The sequence below is a fragment of the Undibacterium sp. GW821-FHT11H02 genome, from assembly GCF_058808015.1.
Map to the genome: position 1 here is coordinate 1 of NZ_JBXARG010000054.1, position 796 is coordinate 796.

The 796-nt window shown below is 45.2% G+C and carries 1 protein-coding gene; it reads right to left on the reverse strand.

Features of this window, described 5'->3' with window-relative positions; genetic code table 11:
- Positions 1 to 796: IS30 family transposase (locus AC1RR2_RS20925; protein WP_493224221.1), on the reverse strand; the 796-nt coding region annotated here is incomplete at both ends.

Here is a 796-nt window from a genome sequence, read left to right on the forward strand (position 1 = left end):
TTTGAAGTGCAAGCGTATTTTTGAAGAATACCTGATTGGGTGTCAGGTATCCTAGTCTTTTTCTTGGTCGATTATTGAGCCTATCCATGACGTGATCAATCTCCTGTTGTGTGATCGTGGTGAAATCTCTGTTCTTCGGAAAGTATTGCCTAATCAATCCATTCGTATTTTCGTTCGTTCCTCGCTCCCAAGATGCATAGGGATGCGCGAAATAAAAGTCAGATTTTAAGGCGGTAGCTATTGTTTCGTGCTGAGCAAATTCTCGCCCGTTGTCTGAGGTGATGGTGTGTACTTTCTTACGATATGGCTTAAGCAATTCAATCATTGCTTGACCGACTGCATGCGCTGTCTTGCGTTCCACTTTTCGAATCAACGTTAACCCTGTCTTACGTTCTACGATGCTCACAATCGCTTGTCGATGGTTTTTACCTATGATCGTATCCGCTTCCCAATCGCCTATTCGGCTGCGCTCCTCAACAATCGATGGACGGTCTTCAATGAATTTCCTGTTAGGGATGCTACCTCGCCGCTCTATCTTGCCATACCGCTTTTTTCGTTTCTTTTGGCAGCGTAGATTTGTCCAGAGTACACCTCCAGATTGTTTGTCTGCGTAAATGCGTTGATAAACTGTTTCCACGCTTATCGCCACATGACCACTAATTTGCTCTGGGCTCCATTGTTCTAGCAATCGTTCTTGAACAAACGACCAGACGTCTTCATCAATACGCCGTGCGTTGATTGCACGTCGCTCTTCTGACTTTTTATGAGCTTGCTTAGGTCGATATCCGCGACCTCC